Annotated in this window: 14 protein-coding genes; 13 read left to right on the forward strand and 1 reads right to left on the reverse strand. The window is 40.5% G+C overall.

Annotation, left to right across the window (positions count from 1 at the left end; all coding sequences use genetic code 11):
- Positions 1-288: 288 nt before the first annotated feature.
- The 5 genes from AC1M9C_RS06285 to AC1M9C_RS06305 all read left to right on the forward strand — a co-directional run bounded on the left by AC1M9C_RS06285 (position 289) and on the right by AC1M9C_RS06305 (position 5,852).
- Positions 289-1,086 carry a 2-keto-4-pentenoate hydratase gene (locus AC1M9C_RS06285; protein WP_180028836.1) on the forward strand — a complete coding sequence of 266 codons (798 nt, stop codon included), beginning with the start codon at positions 289-291 and terminating at the stop codon, positions 1,084-1,086.
- 25 nt (positions 1,087-1,111) lie between these two features.
- Entirely contained in the window at positions 1,112-2,008 is an 897-nt protein-coding gene (locus AC1M9C_RS06290) for an acetaldehyde dehydrogenase (acetylating) (protein WP_481953395.1), read from the forward strand.
- 11 nt (positions 2,009-2,019) lie between these two features.
- Positions 2,020-3,039 carry a 4-hydroxy-2-oxovalerate aldolase gene (dmpG, locus tag AC1M9C_RS06295; protein WP_092767099.1) on the forward strand — a complete coding sequence of 340 codons (1,020 nt, stop codon included), beginning with the start codon at positions 2,020-2,022 and terminating at the stop codon, positions 3,037-3,039.
- 397 nt (positions 3,040-3,436) lie between these two features.
- A complete protein-coding gene (locus AC1M9C_RS06300) occupies positions 3,437-4,729 on the forward strand; it encodes an OprD family outer membrane porin (protein ID WP_481953396.1) in 1,293 nt (430 codons plus the stop codon).
- Between the two features lie 262 nt (positions 4,730-4,991).
- Positions 4,992-5,852: an alpha/beta fold hydrolase gene (locus tag AC1M9C_RS06305; protein WP_035267132.1), complete on the forward strand. Its 861-nt coding sequence runs from the start codon at positions 4,992-4,994 to the stop codon at positions 5,850-5,852.
- Positions 5,853-6,184: 332 nt separating this feature from the next.
- On the opposite strand, the gene hcaR is transcribed toward AC1M9C_RS06305, so the two are convergent.
- On the reverse strand, positions 6,185-7,084 hold the full coding sequence (gene hcaR / locus AC1M9C_RS06310) for a DNA-binding transcriptional regulator HcaR (protein ID WP_035267131.1): 900 nt from the start codon (positions 7,082-7,084) through the stop codon (positions 6,185-6,187).
- A gap of 282 nt (positions 7,085-7,366) precedes the next feature.
- On the opposite strand from hcaR, the gene hcaE reads away from it, so the two are divergent.
- The 8 genes from hcaE (at position 7,367) to AC1M9C_RS06350 (ending at position 15,461) form a co-directional block, all read left to right on the forward strand.
- Positions 7,367-8,734: a 3-phenylpropionate/cinnamic acid dioxygenase subunit alpha gene (hcaE, locus tag AC1M9C_RS06315; protein ID WP_035267128.1), complete on the forward strand. Its 1,368-nt coding sequence runs from the start codon at positions 7,367-7,369 to the stop codon at positions 8,732-8,734.
- Positions 8,731-9,249, forward strand: a complete 519-nt coding sequence (gene hcaF, locus AC1M9C_RS06320) for a 3-phenylpropionate/cinnamic acid dioxygenase subunit beta (RefSeq protein WP_035267127.1) — start codon at positions 8,731-8,733, stop codon at positions 9,247-9,249. Before hcaE ends, hcaF begins: the two co-directional genes overlap by 4 nt.
- Positions 9,249-9,575, forward strand: coding sequence for a 3-phenylpropionate/cinnamic acid dioxygenase ferredoxin subunit (gene hcaC / locus AC1M9C_RS06325; RefSeq protein WP_005181999.1), 327 nt, complete (start codon positions 9,249-9,251; stop codon positions 9,573-9,575). Before hcaF ends, hcaC begins: the two co-directional genes overlap by 1 nt.
- 2 nt (positions 9,576-9,577) lie before the next feature.
- The gene (gene hcaB / locus AC1M9C_RS06330) at positions 9,578-10,393 is read left to right on the forward strand and encodes a 3-phenylpropionate-dihydrodiol/cinnamic acid-dihydrodiol dehydrogenase (RefSeq protein ID WP_481586390.1); all 816 of its coding nucleotides are present in this window, start codon (positions 9,578-9,580) and stop codon (positions 10,391-10,393) included.
- Positions 10,394-10,461: 68 nt separating this feature from the next.
- Positions 10,462-11,427, forward strand: coding sequence for a 3-carboxyethylcatechol 2,3-dioxygenase (locus AC1M9C_RS06335; RefSeq protein ID WP_481591390.1), 966 nt, complete (start codon positions 10,462-10,464; stop codon positions 11,425-11,427).
- Positions 11,428-11,431: 4 nt separating this feature from the next.
- Positions 11,432-12,661 carry a 3-phenylpropionate/cinnamic acid dioxygenase ferredoxin--NAD(+) reductase subunit gene (gene hcaD, locus AC1M9C_RS06340; RefSeq protein WP_481953397.1) on the forward strand — a complete coding sequence of 410 codons (1,230 nt, stop codon included), beginning with the start codon at positions 11,432-11,434 and terminating at the stop codon, positions 12,659-12,661.
- An 88-nt stretch (positions 12,662-12,749) separates the two neighbouring features.
- Positions 12,750-13,655 carry a DMT family transporter gene (locus AC1M9C_RS06345; protein WP_481953398.1) on the forward strand — a complete coding sequence of 302 codons (906 nt, stop codon included), beginning with the start codon at positions 12,750-12,752 and terminating at the stop codon, positions 13,653-13,655.
- A 432-nt stretch (positions 13,656-14,087) separates the two neighbouring features.
- A complete protein-coding gene (locus tag AC1M9C_RS06350) occupies positions 14,088-15,461 on the forward strand; it encodes a diaminobutyrate--2-oxoglutarate transaminase (protein ID WP_035267118.1) in 1,374 nt (457 codons plus the stop codon).
- Position 15,462 lies beyond the last annotated feature (1 nt).

Genomic DNA, 15,462 nt, shown 5'->3' on the forward strand with positions numbered 1-15,462 from the left:
GGTCTAACAAGTAGTATTAGAAATAGATTAAACATTCTGTATATTTAAATAATAAAATTTTAAAAACATGTAAAACAATAAGATAGAGTCTTCATTTGATAAATTATTTATAGTCTGAAACTATTGTCATAAAGAAAATAAGTATTGGCATATAGGTCAAGATTTTTCCATTCTAGCTCTCATCAGAGATGCAGGTATCTCTCTAAAAGAATTTGTCCTTTAGAAGGTTGTTTTCAAGCAATTTCCTAAGGTCAAATAGATCATCGAATGAAGTTGAAGGAAGTCTTGATGTCTAATTCTGCTGTAGTTGAATCAGTAGCACAAGCGTTACGAACTGCTGAATTATCACAAAGTGCAATCGCACCAATTCGCCCAACGTTGGGTGGTGAAGCTGCTGATGTAGATATCGCTTACGCTGTACAAGAAGTGAATACAGCGCGTGCCTTATCAGAAGGTCGTCGTTTAGTTGGGCGTAAAATCGGTTTGACATCAAAAGTGGTTCAAGCACAACTCGGTGTAGATCAACCTGACTTCGGTATGCTGTTTGCAGACATGGCTTATGGTGATGGAGAGGCGATTCCTGCAGGTCTATTGATCCAACCTAAAGTAGAAGCGGAAATCGCTTTGGTGATCAAACAAGATTTAACGAAAGAAAAACACACTTATGCTGACATTATCAGCGCGACTGATTATGCACTTCCTGCTGTTGAGGTGGTGGATAGTCGAATTGAAAACTGGAAGATCAGTTTGATTGACACTGTCGCAGATAATGCATCTTCAGCTGCATTTGTATTGGGTTCACGTCCTGTAAAACTCGATAACCTTGATCTAGTGAATTGTAAAATGATCATGACACGTGGTGAAGAAGTCGTGTCTCAAGGTGTTGGTAAGGCTTGCTTAGCAAACCCTTTAAATGCAGCTGTCTGGCTTGCTGATGAAATGGTACGTCGTGGTCGTCCATTGTTAGCTGGTGACATTATTTTAACAGGTGCATTAGGCCCTATGGTTGTAGCAAACCCAGGTGATGAATTCAAAGTTGAGATTGAAGGCTTTGGTTCAGTGACTGCTGCTTTCGCTGCTGAATAAGTCGGAATTTTGAGAGAGTACGTTAATGAAAAAGATTAAATGTGCAATGATCGGACCAGGTAACATTGGTACTGATTTGCTTTACAAACTTCAACGTAGCGAATGGTTAGAGCCAGTTTGGATGGTGGGTATCGATCCTACTTCTGAAGGTCTTGCTCGTGCTGCGAAAATGGGTTTAAAAACCACTGCAGAAGGGGTTGATGGTCTTCTTCCTTACGTCATTGAAGATGATATCAAAATTGCTTTTGATGCAACGTCTGCATATGTACATGCTGAAAACAGCCGCAAGTTAAATGAACTTGGTGTACTGATGATTGACTTAACACCTGCTGCAATTGGTCCTTTCTGTGTTCCACCTGTGAACTTAGAAGCTTTACTTGCAGAAGGTGAAGTGCCTAACGTGAATATGGTAACGTGTGGTGGTCAGGCGACAATTCCTATGGTTGCAGCAGTTTCACGTGTTCAACCTGTTGAATATGGTGAGATCATCGCGACTGTGTCTACAAAATCTGTAGGTCCTGGCACACGTAAAAACATCGACGAATTCACACGTACAACTGCGGGTGCTATTGAGAAAGTTGGTGGTGCGAAAAAAGGTAAAGCGATCATCATCATTAACCCTGCTGAGCCACCACTTATGATGCGTGACACAGTACACTGTCTTGTTGAAGGTGAGCCAGATCAAGCTGCGATCACTGAATCAGTTCACGCGATGATTAAAGAAGTGCAAAAATATGTACCAGGTTACAAACTTGTAAATGGTCCAATTTTTGATGGTAACCGTGTTTCTATCTTCTTGGAAGTAGAAGGTTTGGGTGATTTCTTGCCGAAATATGCAGGTAACCTCGACATTATGACAGCTGCAGCTGCTCGTACAGCAGAAATGTTTGCTGAACACGTATTCAACAAAGAAGAAGCTTAAGGAGCAACCGCATGTCTAAGATTATTGTTCATGATATGACTTTACGTGATGGTATGCATCCGCAGCGCCATCAAACGACTGTTGAGCAAATGATTGCAATTTCAACAGCACTTGATGATGCAGGCGTACCATTAATTGAAGTCACTCACGGTGACGGCCTTGGTGGTTCATCAGTAAACTACGGTTTTGCTGCTGCGACTGACGAAGAATACTTGTCTGCTGTTGTACCGCGTATGAAGAATGCAAAAGTTTCTGCACTTCTTCTTCCTGGTATCGGTACGGTTGACCACTTGAAAATGGCACATGAAATCGGTGTATCAACGATTCGTGTTGCAACTCACTGTACTGAAGCTGACTGTTCTGAACAGCACATCACCGCTGCGCGTAAATTAGAAATGGACACAGTGGGCTTCTTAATGTTGGCTCACATGGCATCTCCAGAGCGTCTTTTAGAAGAAGCGAAGAAGATGGTGTCTTACGGTGCAAACTGTATTTATGTGACTGACTCAGCAGGTTACATGCTTCCTCAAGATGTAATTGATCGCGTTGGACACTTACGTCAACACTTGGACCCAAGCATTGAGTTGGGTTTCCACGGTCACCACAACTTAGGTATGGGTGTATCAAATACTGTTGCTGCTGTTGAAGCAGGCGCGGTACGTGTTGACTTGGCATCTGCAGGTCTCGGTGCGGGTGCAGGTAACACACCACTTGAATTGTTTATTGCTGTTGCAAATCGTATGGGTATGGACACAGGCGTTGACTTGTTCAAAGTACAAGATGTTGCTGAAGATCTCGTGATTCCAATGATGCACAACCCAATTCGTGCAGACCGTGATGCAGCTACTTTAGGTTATGCGGGTGTTTACTCTTCATTCCTATTGTTCGCTAAACGTGCTGAAGCGAAATATGGCGTATCTGCGCGTGAAATCTTAATGGAGCTTGGTCGCCGTGGTACTGTTGGTGGTCAGGAAGACATGATTGAAGATCTAGCTTTGACTATGGCTAAAGCAAAAGAACTTAACGCATAATTTAAAAGTGATTTGAAAGAGCACTCTTAGGAGTGCTTTTTTTATGAATTTAGAAAAGATACATATAAAAAAACAATTGCGTGAGATGTTTGGGTGCTTATATTGAGTGATTTGGTGTAGAGCGTATCGTGATTGTTAAACTTAAAAACTATTAAATAAAATGGCAAAATGCTTCTGGGTTAATTTGTAAGATATTAAAATATAATAAATTATCCATAGTAAAAGTTAATTTGCTTAGTTACTGAGCTATTATTAATTGTTTATAACAATGAGAGTTTTTAAAGTATTGTTTTTCATCGGAAAAGTCTAAATTTTTTTTAGACTCTAGTCTGATTTCTTCAGAGTGCACAATTTAGCAATATGCTCATCAACGCTGATTTGAGTATAGGATGAAGCCATGCGTCATCAAAAATTATGGCTAGCAATGATTGCTGCAACAACTCTAGGGACAACTGCTGCTCACGCGAATTTTGTGGCTGATTCAAATGTTCAGCTTAAATTTAAAAATTTCTATTTAGAACGTAATTACGATACAGCACCAAATCTAGATTATGGTAACTGGACGCAAGCAATTACTTTAGATGCTAAATCGGGTTATCACGATATTGGTGCAGGCATTCAAGTTGGTGCAGATCTCTTGGCTCAATATGCAATTGGATTGAAATCGCGTGATTCTGTAAATGACATTCATATGCCATATGATAACAGTCAAGGTCGTACAGAACGTGATAATGCTAAAATTGGTGCGACTTTAAAAGTTAAAGTTTCTGAAACTGAACTTAAAGTAGGTGATTTATTGCCGATGTCACCAGTTATTTTCTTCGATCCATCACGCCAATTATTAACTACTTATAGTGGTGCATGGTTTGAGTCGAAAGATATTCAGGATACTAAATTAACCTTGGCATATATTGATGGTATTAGTGCGCGTTACGATAATCAGTATCAAGATTTGACCTTATTCCCAAACAATGATTTTGCGAAGGCAGAAGCTCAAGGTCTCACAACTGATGATGGAATGTATATTGTTGGTGTTGATCACCAGTTTACATCAAAGATTGGTGGTAGTTATTGGTTCGCTGATTTAACTGACATCTTCAAGCAACATTATGTTGCTGCAAGCTATAAAACTAAACTTGATGAAAAAACGAATTTAGATGCACATATTCGTTACTTCGATAACAGTGAAACTGGTGATAAACTTTTTGGTAAAATTGATAGCCAAGCAATTTCTATGGGGGCGAAAGTCAACCATGGTATGCATACCGTTCAATTGGGTTATCAAGAGATGTTTGGCGAGCATGGAGATAAAGCGACACTATTCCCAACATTGGGTGGTTGGGTGCCACAACCTTATTTAGATAACTGGTCAGTCGCGAGTTTTATCCGTAAGGATGAGAAATCTTGGAGTGTGGGTTATACCTATAATTTTAAAGAAATGGGTGTACCAGGATTATCTGCCACTGTACGTCATTTCCAAGGTTGGAATATTGATACGGCAACACCAGGTCGAGGTCGCGAGAATGAAAATAACATCATCGTGAACTATGTTGTGCCAGAAGGTAAGTATAAAGGTCTTGGTTTCAACTATATGTTCATTGATACTAATTATAACAACATCAATGTTCCAGGCACCTTGAGTGATTTAGAAGAGCATCGTGTGGCGTTAAGTTATAGTTATAAATTCTAAAAATGAAATTGATCTCGATATGATGAGTAGGGATTATATCGAGATCTTATTAAGTCATATTCAGAGGGTGAATATTGATTTTAAAAAAATAAGGAAAAACAGTAATTTATTTAATTGGTAAAAAGATGGATGCAATCGTAAATTTGTATCAGTTGAAAGGTACAGAGCAGTTAATATAAGCCTGTAAAACTATCATTTGTAAACATCAACTGATGATTGTTTCACAAATATATGATCAGTTATAGACAGTTAGAGGACTATGATGAGCACTGTTCAAATTCCAGAATATAAAACGGATTCATTCTTTGGTTTAGAAGATAAATGGATCGAAACTGCTGAAGGTGAGTTAACCCATTATCATGAAATTGGTGAAGGCACGCCTATTTTATTCCTTCATGGTTCTGGTACTGGTGTATCAGCAGCTGCTAACTGGTGGTTGAATTTACCTGCAATTGGTGAGCAAGCGCGTTGTATCGCAATTGATACCATTGGTTATGGTCAAACTGTCGTTGCACCAGGAACTCAATACGGTATCCGTGCATGGGTTGATCATGCAATTCGTACTCTTGATGCACTTGGTATTGAAAAAACATGGTTAGTAGGTAATTCTCTAGGTGGTTGGTTAGCATTCCAATTGGCACTTGATTATCCAGAGCGTGTACTCGGTATTGTTTCAATGGGTACAGGTGGTGCAAAACAAACTGCAGCCCTAAAAGCGCATGCAAACCCAGTTTTAACAGAAGAAGGTATTCGTAAAACACTTTCAATGTTCGTTGTAAATAAAGACTTAATTACAGATGAGCTGGTAAAAGTACGTTTTGATTCTGCAGCGAATGACTACGCATCTGATCGTTTAATGGATGTTGTGGGTGCACGTGACCGTGATCGTTTCGAGTTCCCATTAGACTTTGAAAAAATGAAAGATATTACAGTTCCTGTATTATTGATTCATGGTACTCAAGATGTGGTGATTCCTGTGTCTCGTACTTGGGACATTTTAAATATCGTTCCTAATGCTGATGCACATATTTTCAGTCAGTGCGGTCACTGGTCGCAAGTTGAAAAAGCAGAAGAATTTAATACGGTGATCAAAAATTATCTAGCAGTTCATGGTGTTAAATAATTTAAGATCCTAAAAAACTAAAAAAGAGGATGAATTAATCATCCTCTTTTTTAAAACTGAAAATACAGAACATGTGTTTAATACGTTTAAATCTGCATATTGATAATCAATATTGAGCATTGATCTGTTTTAATGCATTAGACTTAAGTGGTAGAGCAAGTCTAGTTAGTTGATGGGTTGTTTAAAAAATAGTCTAATCTAAAGCCTGAATTCATAGAATTTATGATGATATTTGTAAAACTTTATTAGACTAAAGTCTAAGGTGGGCAGTTAAAATAAAATATAAAAATCACCGCTATTTCTAACGGTGATCATTAATTTGAAAAAATTGATTAATTACGATTAATATCAAGATAAAAAACAGAGCTCAGTAAGTCCATAAATTTTTTGACGCCTTCTGAGTTAGTACTTTTTCTATAGCTCGCAAATAAATCGATTGAAGGTAATTCCACGTCTAACGGGCGAATCACAGTGTTGTTCATCGTCAGCGGTGCGATATATCCAGGTAGAAAAGTACAGCCCAGGTTCATGCCAATAGAATTAATGTTAAAGAGGATATTGTCTGCAGTTTGAACAATATTTAAGTTGATTTGATGGTATTTTGCAAAGTCTAGAATGATCTTATTTAGGGTTTGAGATTGCTGTTCAGAAGGAATAATGAAATCGATTCCATCGAGCTCTTTTACTGGAATGCGATCGTATTTAGCGAGTGGGTGATCTTTGGGTAGTAAGAAAATCAAAGGTTCTCGTAAAACAAATTGACTTTCGATTTCATCACTAAATAGATTTTGACGAGTAAAAGCGATATCAATTTCGCCTTTTTTTAACATTTTTGACTGATCCGAATTGTTTAAGCTTAACAATTCAATCTTTAAATCCCGGTTTTGAACACGAAGATTAGGGAGAACGTAAGGAAAAATTTTCATTTCAACGACAGGAACAAAGCCGATACGTAACAATTGCTGTTTAGATTTGGCAATCTGACGAGTCATTGCGACTGCTTTGTCTGCTTGGGCTATCGTGAGGCGAGCTTGTTCAAGGAAGACTTGCCCCTCCTCAGTGAGTTCTACCTTACGTTTTGTACGATAAAGCAAAGGGACGCCAATTTCATCTTCAAGATCTTTAATCTGCTGGCTCAATGATGGCTGAGCAGTATAAAGGCGCAAGGCTGCTTTGGTGAAGTTGAGTTCTTCTGCCACAGCAATGAAATATCGTAGGTGTCGTAGTTCCATAAAAAAATCATCCAAAGATTGATTCATATAATGTCTAAATATGATCAAGTGCGAGTATAGTTCACAAATGGATATTCGGTGAAGTGGGGCTGAGCATATTGAAATATCAACGTTATTATTAAAATGTGGTAAAATTCACGTATTGAGCGATTGATTAATTTATCGATAAAACATCTTGATTCAAACAAAAAAAATATTTCCCCAAAACTCGTTCAAAACTCATTATCTCTGCAAAGTTGAGTCTATTAGTTTGTGTCTAATTTAGTCACAGGAGAGCTTTTCATGAGTGGGAAAATTGATGTGCGCGAAATCGATGCTTTAGTCGATGCACAAAATGGACGTATCACGCCATCTATTTATACAGATCCAGATATCTATGAACTAGAACTTGAACGTGTGTTCGGTCGTACATGGTTATTCCTTTGCCATGAAAGCCAAATTCCAAAGGCTGGTGATTTCTTCAATACCTATATGGGTGAAGATCCGATCATCGTGGTACGTCAAAAAGACGGTTCAATCAAAGCATTGTTAAACCAATGTCGTCACCGTTCAATGCGCGTGAGCTTTGCTGACTGCGGTAACACTCGTGCGTTTACATGTCCATACCATGGTTGGTCTTATGGCGTAGACGGCTCTCTTAAAGATATTCCTCTTGAAGATCGTGCATTCCCTCAAGGCGCATGTAAAGAGAAGTGGAGTTTGATCGAAGTAAACCGTGTGAAGTCTTATAAAGGCTTAATCTTCGGTTGCTGGGATGAAACAACTCCAGACCTTGAAGAATACATGGGTGATATTGCTTGGTACTTAGATGGTGTATTAGATCGTCGTCCAGGTGGTACTGAGATCATCGGTGGTGTTCATAAGTGGGAAATCGAATGTAACTGGAAATTTGCGGCTGAACAGTTTGCATCTGACCAATATCATGCATTGTTCTCTCACGCATCTGCGATTCAAGTATTAGGTGCTAAACCTGATGACGAATCTTCGAAGAAACTAGGTGCTGCGCAAACTGCACGTCCGGTATGGGAAACTGCGAAAGACGCGATCCAATATGGTTCACGTGGTCACGGTTCAGGCTTCTTCTTTACAGAGAAACCAGATGCAAACGTATGGGTTGATGGTGAAGTAGCAAACTATTTCCGCGAAACTTACGAAGAAGTTAAAGAGCGTCTTGGTGAAATTCGTGCGTTACGTCTTGCTGGTCATAACACTATGTTCCCAACATTGTCTTGGTTAAACGGTACAGCAACACTTCGCGTATGGCACCCACGTGGTCCAAACAAAACTGAAGTATGGGCGTTCTGTATTGCGGATGCTGAAGCGTCACAAGAAGTGAAAGAAGCGTTTGAACGTTCTGCGACACGTGCATTTGGTCCAGCTGGTTTCTTAGAGCAAGATGACTCTGAAAACTGGATCGAAATTCAAAAAGTATTACGTGGTTACAAAGCGCGTCAAAACAAACTCATTATGGAAATGGGTCTTGGCAACGAGAAAATTCGTGAAGATGGTATCCCTGGTATCACCAACTACATTTTCTCAGAAACTGCGGCACGCGGCATGTACCGTCGTTGGGCAGACTTGCTAATCCATGAAAAATGGGAAGATGTTGAGAAAGCAGCTGACGAATATGAGAAGGAGCTTATGAAATGAGTCAAGTGAGTTTAGAACTTCACCATCAAATTAGCCAATTCCTCTATCGTGAAGCGAAATTGCTTGACGATTGGAAATTCCGCGACTGGTTAGATACGTTAGCTGAAGATATTTCTTACACGCTACGTACAACACCAAATGCTCAAACACGTGACCGTCGTCGTTCAATTGAACCACCTACAACTTGGGTGTTCAATGATACGAAAGATCTTTTAGAGCGTCGTGTTGCTCGTCTTGAAACAGGTATGGCTTGGGCTGAAGAGCCTCCATCACGTACAACTCATATGGTGAGTAACGTGATCGTAGAAGCTACTGAAGTGGAAGGCGAATACGATGTATACGTTACATATCTTTTGTACCGTACACAAAAAGAGAAAGATGTCACGATTTACTGTGGTAAACGTCATGACAAGATCCGTAAAGTTGAAGGTGGCCTAGGCTTCCAAATTTTCAACCGTAAGATCACGCTTGATCAAGTTACCTATAACTCTCACAACCTGAGTGTATTCTTCTAATGAATAAGATTTTTGTTTGCCAAGTTGACGAATTAGACGAAGGCGAAGCGTTGAAAGTAGATTGCGGCGTTAACGGTATCGATGCGCTTGCAGTGTTTAACAATGGTGGTGAGTTCTTCGCAATGAATGACCGTTGTTCTCATGGTAATGCTTCAATGTCAGAAGGTTATCTTGAAGACGATGGCACTGTCGAATGCCCATTGCATTCAGCTCGCTTCTGTTTAAAAACCGGTCAAGCATTATGTTTACCAGCGACAGATCCAATTCAAACTTTCCCAGTGATTGTTGAAGATGGTGCGTTATACGTTGAGATGGCAGGAGAGTAATCATGGGTTGGCTTAAAGGCGAAGTTGCACTGATCACAGGTGGTGGTTCTGGTTTAGGTTGGGCTTTAGTTGAACGCTTCCTTGAAGAAGGTGCACACGTTGGTGTGTTACAACGTTCACAATCTAAAGTCGATGCTTTAAAAGAACGCTTTGGTGATCAAATTGTTGCAATCGCTGGTGATGTTGCCAACTATGAAGACAATGTCCGTGCTGTAAAAGCAACTGTTGAGCGTTTTGGTAAGCTTGATTGCTTTATTGGTAATGCAGGAATCTGGGATCACTACGCAGATATCGTCAATACTTCAGGTGAGCAACTTGATAAAGCGTTTGACGAAATCATGGGAATTAATACGAAAGCATTAATTCTAGGTGCAAAAGCTGCACTTGATGAGTTGGTTAAATCTGAAGGCTCAATTGTCTTCACATTATCTAACTCAGCATTATATTCTGCGGGTGGTGGTCCTGTTTACACAGCGTCTAAGCATGCTGGCGTAGGCATCATGAAGGAATTGGCGTATGAGCTTGCACCGAAAGTTCGTGTGAATGCTGTTGCGCCATCAGGTATGAATGTAAACATTAAAGGTGCTGCATCATTAGGCCAAGAAAATTTAGGTCTTTTAGATGCGCGTGATCCTGAGAAAATCGCGCGTGGTATGCCTTTGAACTTCTTACCTGAGCCTGAAGAAATGACAGGTTCATATGTGCTCTTGGCATCTCGTCAAAATAACCGACCTTTAACTGGAGTTCTGATCAACGCAGAATGTGGTTTGGGTATTCGTGGTCTACGTCAACCACGTGCTGGTTTCTTTGACGAATAAAATCTAGTCTAAAAAATGGACTTATCGGCAGCCTGTTCTAAGGCTGCCTTCCTTTTAAGGAGTCTCTCATGGCCGTTAAACTTATTTGTGCTTCGCACAGTCCTTTAATGGAATTTGCTTCACCTCAAGATCAGTCAAAAGAGCAAAAAGTACGTGCTGCTTTTGAACAATTATCTGCTGAAGTAAAAGCTTACGATCCAACACTGATCATTACTTTTGGTCCAGACCATTTTAACGGTTTTTTCTACGACCTTATGCCAAGTTTCTGTGTCGGTATCCGTGCTACGGCTGCTGGTGACTGGGATTACGGTAAAATTGACAATAAAATCGATGTTCCTGAAGACAAGGCTTTGGCGCTTGTGCGTCAAGTTCTAGATGAGGGTGTTGATGTTGCATACTCATATCGTATGCAGGCTGACCATGGTGTGACTCAACCATTACACTTCCTTTGTGATGGTAAACTTGATCGTTATAAAACGATTCCAATATTTATTAATGGCGCTGCCGCACCAATGCCAACCACAAAGCGTACCATTGCTTTAGGTCGTGCGGTTGGACAATATATTAAGTCACTTAATCTTGAAAATGAGCGTGTACTTGTATTGGGTACAGGCGGTTTGTCTCATGATCCACCAACACCTCAAATGGGTTCAGTGCCACCAGAAGTTGAAGAGTTTTTAATTGCTGGTCGTAATCCAACTGAAGAAGCACGTAATGCGCGTCAAGCGAAAATTATTGCAGTTGGTCAGAAACTCGCTGCTGGAGATACATCAGTTGCAGTACCGCTGAGCCCTGAGTGGGATATTGCATTGCTTGAGAAATTCAAACAAGCAGATTTTGCTGCAATGGAAGCGATGACTGAGGCAGAAATTCGTGTCGAAGGTGGTCGTGGTGGTCAAGAAGTGCGTTGCTGGATGGCAGCATTTGCTGCACTGAGCGAAGTTGGTGAGTATGAAATGACAACTCACTGCTATGAAGACATTAGTGAGTGGATTGCGGGCTTCGGTATCGTATCTGCGGAATTAAAAGGTTAATCCCATGAGCAATGTAAACAACATCGTCATCGTTGGTGCGGGTCAAGCAGGCGCAAGTGCGATCCTTGAGCTTCGTGCAAACAAATATGAAGGTAAAATCACATTAATTGGTGATGAAACGCATCTTCCTTACGAGCGTCCACCCTTATCAAAAGATGTCATTTTAAAACCTGAAGAAACCAAGATTGAAATTTTATCTGAAGAGAAATTAGCAGATCTTGGTGTGACAGCAATTCGTGGTAATGGTGTCGTTAAAATCAACGCTGAAGCCAAAACTGTCGAACTTCAAAATGGTGATGTTGTTGCTTATGACAAATTGCTGATTGCAACTGGCGGTGCAGCACGTCGTCTTCCAAACTTCGATGCATTAGGCAAACACGTTTACACGCTGCGTAATCTTGAAGATTCACAAGCCCTTGTAGCAGTGTTACAAAAAGGTCAGCGTATCATCCTGATTGGTGGTGGTGTAATCGGTCTTGAGCTTGCATCATCTGCACGTTTCAAAGAATGTGAAGTCACTGTCATTGAAATGGGTCCAATGGTGATGGGGCGTTCATCGCCACGCATCTTGAGTGAATTCTTGCTTGAACAGCAAAAATTGGCGGGTGTGGATGTGCGTCTTTCAACTTCAATTGCAGAGTGCAAGCTTGATGGCGAAGAAATCGTGGTGATTTTAGCCGATGGCGAAGAACTTCGTGCGGATGCTGTGGTTTACGGTATCGGTATTGTGCCAAATGCGCAGTTGGCAGTTGACGCTGGTCTTGACGTTGATCTCGCGATCAAAGTAAATGAAAATTGCCAAACCTCGAATGCTGACATTTATGCGGCAGGTGATGTGGCAACTCAACTTCGTGACTGTGGTAACCACCGACGTGTTGAGACTTGGGAAAATGCCAATCTTCAAGCAGGTATCTTTGCACGCCATGTGATGGGTGTAGAACATCCTACTCCTAATCCAGCATGGTTCTGGACAGATCAGTTGGATATCAACTACCAATTCGTAGGTGATATGGCAGCGGCTGAATGGCTCGTTCGTGGTGAGATTAAACCTGAGCTTCGCGCTGAATCATCATTTGTATTGTTCGGTGTGACTGATGGCATCATCGTGGGTGGCATCACTGTAAATGCGGCCAAAGAAATGCGTCATCTTAAAAAATTGATTAGCAAGCAAGCTGCATTTGAAGCAGATAAATATTTAGATCTTAGCCAAGACCTTCGTAAACTTGTGAAGTAAACTCGGCATGATTGTGCAACAGACCTAGGGTAACTTAGGTCTGTTTTTTATGTGCCTAAGAAAATATTGATTTAATTTTGAGCAAATTATGAATTCTAGTTCCGCGAATATAATGGTCGTTGCGAGTATATTTGCCTTATTGGTATTGATATGGGCTGCAACGCCACTTGCCATTGTATGGAGTGTTGCAGAAATTCATCCAATGTGGGTGCTCATCATTCGATACATTGGTGCATCTATAATTGCTTTGGCGTTGCTCAAAATGATGCGTGATCCACTCCCGTTTGATCATGTATCGCTGAAAAGTTATGTGGCTGGTAGCCTAAATTTAATAGGTGCGCAGTTATTTATCTACTTGGCAGCGAATTATTTAACTTCAGGCTTAATGGCACTGATCTTCGGATTTTCGCCATTGATTGCAGGTCTCATTGGGCATCTCATCCTAAAAACACATAAGTTGTCTATTTTACAATGGAGTGGAATGGTCATTGCCGTATTAGGTCTCACATTTGTTTTCGCAGAATCTGCAGATGAGCGAGTCAATCCTTGGGGTGTGGTTTTGATGCTGATCAGTATGGTGTCGTATATCAGTTCGATTTTTTGGGTCAAACAAATTAATGCACCTTTAAGCCCCATGAGTCAGGCGACAGGTTCCTTAATCTTTTCAGCTTTAGGATCACTCTTAATCATTCCATTCATTTGGCAACAAATCCCAACTGTGCTACCAAGTACGCAAGCGATGGTGGGTTTTTTATTCACAATGATCATGTCATCAATTGTTGCGATGCTGTGCTATTTTTGGTTAATCCGCCGTTTAGCAGCGTCGACAGTGTCTTTGAGTAATGTCATGACGCCAGTCATCGCCCTAATTTTGGGGGCATCCTTAAATAATGAAATTATTCATAATGAAGCCTTGTGGGGGATTGTCGTTGTGATGATGGGTTTGCTGATGTATTTTAATCGAGAGCTCTTGAAACTATTCTTAAAAAAATGAGTGAAAAAAAGTGGTTTTAATCACACACGTACAACTACATGAATATATAAGATTCATAATGTTACAAAAGTATGCTTTAGCCCAAGCTCGAATTTAGGAATACTGAAAAAGTCAGTTCAAATCAGCAAAAAAATTGAACATTTTTTGCATAATTTGGACTGTTTTACTTTAGCTCAAGTTCAAACTTATCTAAAATAGAAGTGGTACAGTTTGAAATCTATACAAGTTATCAATTTGTCACATTAATATTTTAGAATCTGCTGGTGAAAACGATAGAAATCTATTTATTTTATTTCAAAATTCGTTATCATCGCGCCCTCTAGTTATAACTCTACACAATAGGCTAACTAGAACTCTATAAAGCACCGAGTCAAAGGACCGCAAGTCACCCGACTTATTTCTATTAACCCATATCAGAGATGGTAATTCGATATGAGCGTTTCTTCTGTAAATCCTGCACCTAATTCTACTAACGAATACTATTTGACTCGCCAAAGTCAGATGGAATCTAATGTTCGTAGCTATCCACGTAAATTGCCGTTAGCGATAGCAAAAGCACAAGGTTGCTGGGTTACTGATGTTGAAGGTACAGAGTACCTCGATTGTTTAGCTGGGGCAGGAACATTGGCTTTGGGCCATAATCATCCTGCGGTCATTCAAAGTATTCAAGACACTTTAGCGAGTGGTCTTCCATTACATACTTTGGATTTAACGACACCTTTAAAAGATGCTTTTACTGAAGCTTTACTTGCTGAATTACCGGGTGGTAAAGAAGAGTACTGCCTACAGTTCTGTGGTCCATCTGGTGCAGATGGTACAGAAGCAGCAATTAAACTTGCAAAAACATATACTGGCCGTGGCACTGTGATTAGCTTCTCTGGTGGCTACCATGGTATGACTCATGGCTCATTAGCAATGACAGGTAATTTGTCTGCTAAAAACGCTGTTAATGGTTTAATGCCAGGCGTTCAATTCATGCCGTATCCACATGAATACCGTTGCCCGCTAGGTTTAGGCGGTGAAGCTGGGGTTGACGCGCTTACTTATTTCTTTGAAAACTTCATCGAAGATGTTGAAAGCGGTGTGACTAAGCCTGCTGCAGTTATTCTTGAAGCCATTCAAGGTGAGGGTGGTGTGGTTACAGCACCTGTGAAATGGTTGAAAAAAATTCGTGAAGTGACTGAAAAGCACAACATCGTTTTAATTCTTGATGAAGTACAAGCTGGTTTCGCGCGTTCAGGAAAAATGTTTGCCTTTGAACACGCGGGTATCGAACCTGATGTTGTAGTGATGTCGAAAGCAGTAGGTGGAAGCTTACCACTTGCGGTACTTGGTATTAAGCGTAAGTTTGATGCTTGGCAGCCTGCAGGTCACACGGGTACTTTCCGTGGTAACCAATTGGCTATGGGTACTGGTCTTGCTACGATCAAAACGATCAAAGAACAAAATCTTGCGCAAAACGCACAAGAGCGTGGTGATTTCCTTCAAGCTGAATTGAAGAAATTAGCTGCAGAATTCCCATGTATCGGTAATGTACGTGGCCGCGGTTTAATGATCGGTATCGAAATCGTTGATGAGCGTAAACCTGCTGACCATATGGGTTCACTTCCTGCAGATGGTCAATTGGCTGCTGCAATCCAAGCAGCGTGTTTCAACAACAAATTGTTGTTAGAAAAGGGTGGACGTAACGGTACAGTGATTCGTCTACTTTGCCCATTAATTATTAACCAAGCTGAATGTGAAGAAGTAATTGTGCGCTTTAAGAAAGCAATTTCTGAAGCTTTAGTTGCGGTACGAGGCGCTTAAT

Source organism: Acinetobacter sp. 24-47-39 (assembly GCF_056783825.1).

Bases quoted from the DNA above. Each gene is read 5' to 3' on its own strand.
- AC1M9C_RS06335 (WP_481591390.1), top strand. From the start codon at position 10,462: ATGGCCGTTAAACTTATTTGTGCTTCGCACAGTCCTTTAATGGAATTT.
- AC1M9C_RS06305 (WP_035267132.1), top strand. From the start codon at position 4,992: ATGAGCACTGTTCAAATTCCAGAATATAAAACGGATTCATTCTTTGGT.
- hcaD (WP_481953397.1), top strand. From the start codon at position 11,432: ATGAGCAATGTAAACAACATCGTCATCGTTGGTGCGGGTCAAGCAGGC.
- hcaF (WP_035267127.1), top strand. From the start codon at position 8,731: ATGAGTCAAGTGAGTTTAGAACTTCACCATCAAATTAGCCAATTCCTC.
- AC1M9C_RS06290 (WP_481953395.1), top strand. From the start codon at position 1,112: ATGAAAAAGATTAAATGTGCAATGATCGGACCAGGTAACATTGGTACT.
- AC1M9C_RS06300 (WP_481953396.1), top strand. From the start codon at position 3,437: ATGCGTCATCAAAAATTATGGCTAGCAATGATTGCTGCAACAACTCTA.
- AC1M9C_RS06345 (WP_481953398.1), top strand. From the start codon at position 12,750: ATGAATTCTAGTTCCGCGAATATAATGGTCGTTGCGAGTATATTTGCC.
- hcaR (WP_035267131.1), bottom strand. From the start codon at position 7,084: ATGGAACTACGACACCTACGATATTTCATTGCTGTGGCAGAAGAACTC.
- hcaC (WP_005181999.1), top strand. From the start codon at position 9,249: ATGAATAAGATTTTTGTTTGCCAAGTTGACGAATTAGACGAAGGCGAA.
- hcaB (WP_481586390.1), top strand. From the start codon at position 9,578: ATGGGTTGGCTTAAAGGCGAAGTTGCACTGATCACAGGTGGTGGTTCT.
- AC1M9C_RS06285 (WP_180028836.1), top strand. From the start codon at position 289: ATGTCTAATTCTGCTGTAGTTGAATCAGTAGCACAAGCGTTACGAACT.
- dmpG (WP_092767099.1), top strand. From the start codon at position 2,020: ATGTCTAAGATTATTGTTCATGATATGACTTTACGTGATGGTATGCAT.
- hcaE (WP_035267128.1), top strand. From the start codon at position 7,367: ATGAGTGGGAAAATTGATGTGCGCGAAATCGATGCTTTAGTCGATGCA.
- AC1M9C_RS06350 (WP_035267118.1), top strand. From the start codon at position 14,088: ATGAGCGTTTCTTCTGTAAATCCTGCACCTAATTCTACTAACGAATAC.